The 4401-nt window shown below is 36.1% G+C and carries 5 protein-coding genes; 1 reads left to right on the top strand and 4 read right to left on the bottom strand.

All coding sequences use genetic code 11. The features are described 5' to 3' along the window. Positions 1-1539: 1539 nt before the first annotated feature. Positions 1540-1908 (bottom strand): hypothetical protein, encoded by a 369-nt coding sequence (locus NWQ57_RS03935; protein ID WP_306020776.1) that lies wholly within the window; start codon positions 1906-1908, stop codon positions 1540-1542. An 84-nt stretch (positions 1909-1992) separates the two neighbouring features. On the opposite strand from NWQ57_RS03935, the gene NWQ57_RS03930 reads away from it, so the two are divergent. Then, on the top strand, positions 1993-2217 hold the full coding sequence (locus tag NWQ57_RS03930; RefSeq protein ID WP_306020775.1) for a hypothetical protein: 225 nt from the start codon (positions 1993-1995) through the stop codon (positions 2215-2217). Positions 2218-2248: 31 nt separating this feature from the next. Here NWQ57_RS03930 and NWQ57_RS03925 read toward each other — a convergent pair whose 3' ends face one another. From NWQ57_RS03925 to NWQ57_RS03915, 3 genes are all read right to left on the bottom strand, one after another. Further along, positions 2249-2656, bottom strand: a complete 408-nt coding sequence (locus NWQ57_RS03925; RefSeq protein ID WP_306020774.1) for a hypothetical protein — start codon at positions 2654-2656, stop codon at positions 2249-2251. A gap of 203 nt (positions 2657-2859) precedes the next feature. Then, entirely contained in the window at positions 2860-3168 is a 309-nt protein-coding gene (locus tag NWQ57_RS03920; RefSeq protein WP_306020773.1) for a hypothetical protein, read from the bottom strand. Between the two features lie 279 nt (positions 3169-3447). Continuing rightward, the gene (locus NWQ57_RS03915; protein WP_306020771.1) at positions 3448-4197 is read right to left on the bottom strand and encodes a hypothetical protein; all 750 of its coding nucleotides are present in this window, start codon (positions 4195-4197) and stop codon (positions 3448-3450) included. Positions 4198-4401: the final 204 nt, after the last annotated feature.

Here is a 4401-nt window from a genome sequence, read left to right as displayed (position 1 = left end):
TAACCGTAACTTGAACATAAGCATCAGCAAATCGCTCCGCAATGGACTTAATGAAGAGCAATATTTGCAAGGCAAAGAAATGTATAGAGTGCTAAATGTTTGCACAGCGCAAGCTGGCGATTTTTTGCACACAATTTGAAGGGAGCTTTGAAAACGTGTTCGATTTCTCTCCAGATATTTACCTAAAAGAGACAGCTTATTATTGGCTAATAATGACAAAAGTATAATGTAACAGCGGGTATCCCGCCGCTCGTTAAAATGATAAATGATAATTATTTGTTAACGAACATGCTAAATAAATCTGCTTTTCAAATATTTTTAATACGTCTTTTCTGAACACGAGAAAATTCGACATCAAGACGACCGTATCCAATTGATTTATATTAATAAAATTTAAATTAATGACAAATAATAACGGACTGACTTGTGGCTAACTGATTTTTAGCAGATTTAGTCTAATAATCAGACAAAATTAAACGTAACAAATTGAAAATAATGATAAAAAAATTAAGAAAAACATCACTAACTGATTTTTAGCAGATCTTGATGATTATTCATTCAATTAAATCCGTAAGCAATTGAATTTAAACACAAATAAAAGCTCAAGCTGGCAACCTAACTGATAATTAGCAGATTTCGTAGTATTTTTGACCGAATTACTCATTAAGCAGCTGAAAAATAAGAATAAAAAAAATAAAATTCACTATCTAACTGATTTTTAGCAGAACGCGTTCATTTTTAAAGCAGCCAAATCCATAAGCAACTGAAATTAAAATAAAAAACGAAATAAAAAATCAAAATATAACTGATTATTAGCAACTTCAGTCTAAAAAACAATCAAAAAATAACGCAAGTCATTGTTTATTAAAAATAAACACAGAAAAAGAGACCTAACTCATTTTTAGCAACTTCCCTAACTGATTTTTAGCAACTATAAACTAATAGAAACAATAACATAGGAAAAATAGCACCTAACTCATTTTTAGCAGCCTAACTGATTTTTAGCAGCTATTAATTATATATATCAGCAACTTAAATTAAAAAAACAGAAAAAATAACCCTCGTATTAGATCTAGATTAGAAAGAAAGAAAAAAGATCTTTGAGGTTGCAATAAATTTAAAACACCGTATCCAAATCAAACGGATCTCTAAAACGCAATTTAAGCAACAAAAAAACCCTACCCCAGGCCAATATATGAAAAACATAACTTATCTCGCCACAGACCGTTATAGCCACCTTAAAATTGATTAAAATCCCACATTTTAGATTAAGTTTAAACCTTGAGAAAATATCACTAAAAATTTAAGCCGCCTCAAAAATCACTTACAAACAATTAGTTAACAAATAACATTGCTTTTGAGTATGGGAAAATTAGAGATAAATGAACAGATTTCGAAGCAATTTAAAATCCACAAAAAGACCTAAGCTTAATAACTCCCTACAAATGTTTCCTTACGGATGCCGGTCTTGATTTCATCATAGAACTAAAGTCATTTGTTTAACTGGTTCTAATAGTTGCTATGCCAATTTTAGATAACTTATTCACACTCAATATCCTGCAAAAGTAGCTTAGCTGCTGCACTTACACCGCGAAGTATGCTGATATCGACCACATCTAATCGAATTGGGTTGGCTAAAACCCTATCTGCTTTTCTAAATTCATCATGATCACTAATGATCTTGATATAACGCTGCAATAATTCAATTGGCGTAGTTTCACGTTTAAGTTGTTTTTTTAGGCTCTCAGCAAATCTTTGCATGCGTTCTGTATCGTCGTCTTCATGCAACTCACAATAAATCGCTTCAGCCAGTTGTGGCTTGCTCCAGCCAAGCTGTTTTTGCATAGCATTTATTTCATCTTGCAGCTGTTTTACCTGCTGATTGTCCCGAATTGTCCCTGTCGGCAATTTAGTATCACTCCTGTTCGCAGCAATGGTGCTGCGGGCCAATCAAAAACGATATCAATGCGTTGATACGCAAAGGAGATTCAAATGTCTACACCTATGACAAAAGCAGCCGCAGCTCGCATTCAATCAGCCACCGCAAAAGCAAACGGCGGTGTGGTGCCTAAAGGCTCATTTGCTGCCAAAGCCACCAGTACAGCTGCTAAAAATGCCGCCTCACGACCTGCACCACCAAATGGCCCAAGCAAAACCGGCAACCCATCAGGTGGTGGCCGTGGAAATAACCCTCCTGCACCTGTAAAAGGCAAATAAATTTAAGCTAAGGCCGGAGCAACCCGGCCTTTTAGCGGCAACTTTTTAAGTTTGTGCTAAACAGCTCAACAAACTCTGCAGACTGCCGTTTTAAATCCTTACCGCTAACATCAGGCATGGTCTTATCCAATGCGCAGGCGCAGGCATAAGTCATTTCCTGCTGCATTTTTTTCGTCAAGTACACACCGGATGGGTTAGAGCAATAACTAATAATTTCGTAAATTGCTGCCGATGGATAACGGTCGGCTTCAAAAAATTCGCGGTCAATTTTTTGGCCAATAATGGCTGTACCAACTAAAACCAAACCGGTGGAAAAAATAGAGCCTGTGATCTTTCTAAACGAAAAACCAGCAAAGCTTTTTTGGCATTTGTGGCAGCTAATATTTTCGGCAAATTCGATGGTATTGCCGGTGTCGCAATGGGGGCATTCGATGTTCATTACTGATTAAATCCTTTTAAAAAACTATTTCCCCTAAAAAATCTGGTTTAATATCTGCCAGCAGATTCATCCTTATGAAATCTAATCTACAATACGTAAACAGAGTTACGACCCGTCTTGGGAAAAGGCGTGGCAAGCAATTTATTTCCATATTCACACATTAGTGAACCAATTTTTTCAACCTAATGGGAATTGCTAGCCTATCAATCTTTGCTACTTGCATAAAAAATCAAAGCTAGCACAGCCGAGATTATTGTAACCTTTGGAAAAGCTGCTGCTAAGCAATATGACTTAAAACATCCACCATAAAAAAATTGATTAACAACCATTACCACCAAGAAAACGGGAATAAATATAAAAATAACTGTCAAAAAAGAAGTAGAAAGGCTTGCCTCACTTTTATCTGTGTCATTTATTGCTTTCGCCTTAACACTACCGCTAGTGCTTTTGCCACAACTTGAACAAAATTTCGGATTATCAAAAAGTTTAGTGCCGCATCCTGAACAATACATAAATTACCCCTTTAATTTACTGAGAGCTTAATTGAATGAAAGACATCTCTTTAAGAAATACATCTTTAAATAAAAAACTAGGAGTTTTGACTAAAAGGGTTAAGCAAACGAGTGTTAAATCAACAAATCAACACGCCTAATATAAGCTATGTTCTTGAAGTAAAAACTCGTTTAAATGTCATCAAAAAACCGGTTTTATCTATAGATAATTTGCTCTTTTTAGTTTTATTCATCACGATTTTTAACAGTTCATGTTCTTGCAAAAATTTCTGTCTAGATTCATTCACTTTCTGTTGCTGCTCTGGTGTCATAGCTAGAGGCCCTTAAACTTTTATAAAAGTGATTTTCTACAGCTAATAACTTGTTTTTAAACGCATCTTTCGTAGAAGCATGGTCATATATACGTACAAAATGGCGACATTTGTTCTTAACTGACTCGTTAAATAGTGCACGTGTCTTTAGCCATAACTCTTCTTTTGAGCTGTAAACACCCGGTACAGTTGATATCTTTGGATCAGATAGAGCTTGCTGCGCGCGATTATCGGGCCAGCCCGCATAAAGCACTGTATTGTCTTCATTAATTACAACATCGAATACATACTCAATCGCCCCGGTATCACTGTCAGCCCAGCATGGCGGGTGATCTAATCCGTTACCCAACCTGACAACTTGCTGACGCAAATTATTATTTTGCCCTTTTAAATCGTTTAATTGAATTAGCATGTTATCCAGAGCTTCGGCTGCATCCCCTCCTTGCTCTGAAACACTGTCTAATTTGTGTTTCAGCTCAGCATAGGTTTTAAGTGTCTCAGCGATAACTTCTTTGTCTTCGCTGGCAAGCACTTCACTAAGGTTCTGCTCATATGATTCAAGTTTGGCACTTTGGTCTTCAAGCTGTGTCTTAAGCGCCTCCAACTCTGATTTCATACTACTATTTTCAGTCGTCGCTTTTACCAACTCTGAAAACAACTCATCTACTGAATCAGTTCCTGTTTGCGCCTTAATTTGCTCAACAAGTTGACTAATCACTTCATAATTTTCTGCGCGCGCCTGCTCATTTAGGATCTGCTGCGCCAGTTCATCTTTCTTTTGCTCTTGTTCATTAATTCAACTGGCGAATAAAATAATGTATTTTGCGCTAATTCATTAATATCACTTGTCATCTCTATCATTTTTTCCATCATCATACGAATAAGTTTATCATTGTAAAACACAATAAAATCCACATAATGC

This window comes from Paraglaciecola sp., from assembly GCF_030730205.1.
GTDB lineage: Bacteria > Pseudomonadota > Gammaproteobacteria > Enterobacterales > Alteromonadaceae > Paraglaciecola.
The sequence above is the reverse complement of the archived record's forward strand: the minus strand, read 5'-3'. Positions and strand labels throughout refer to the sequence as shown.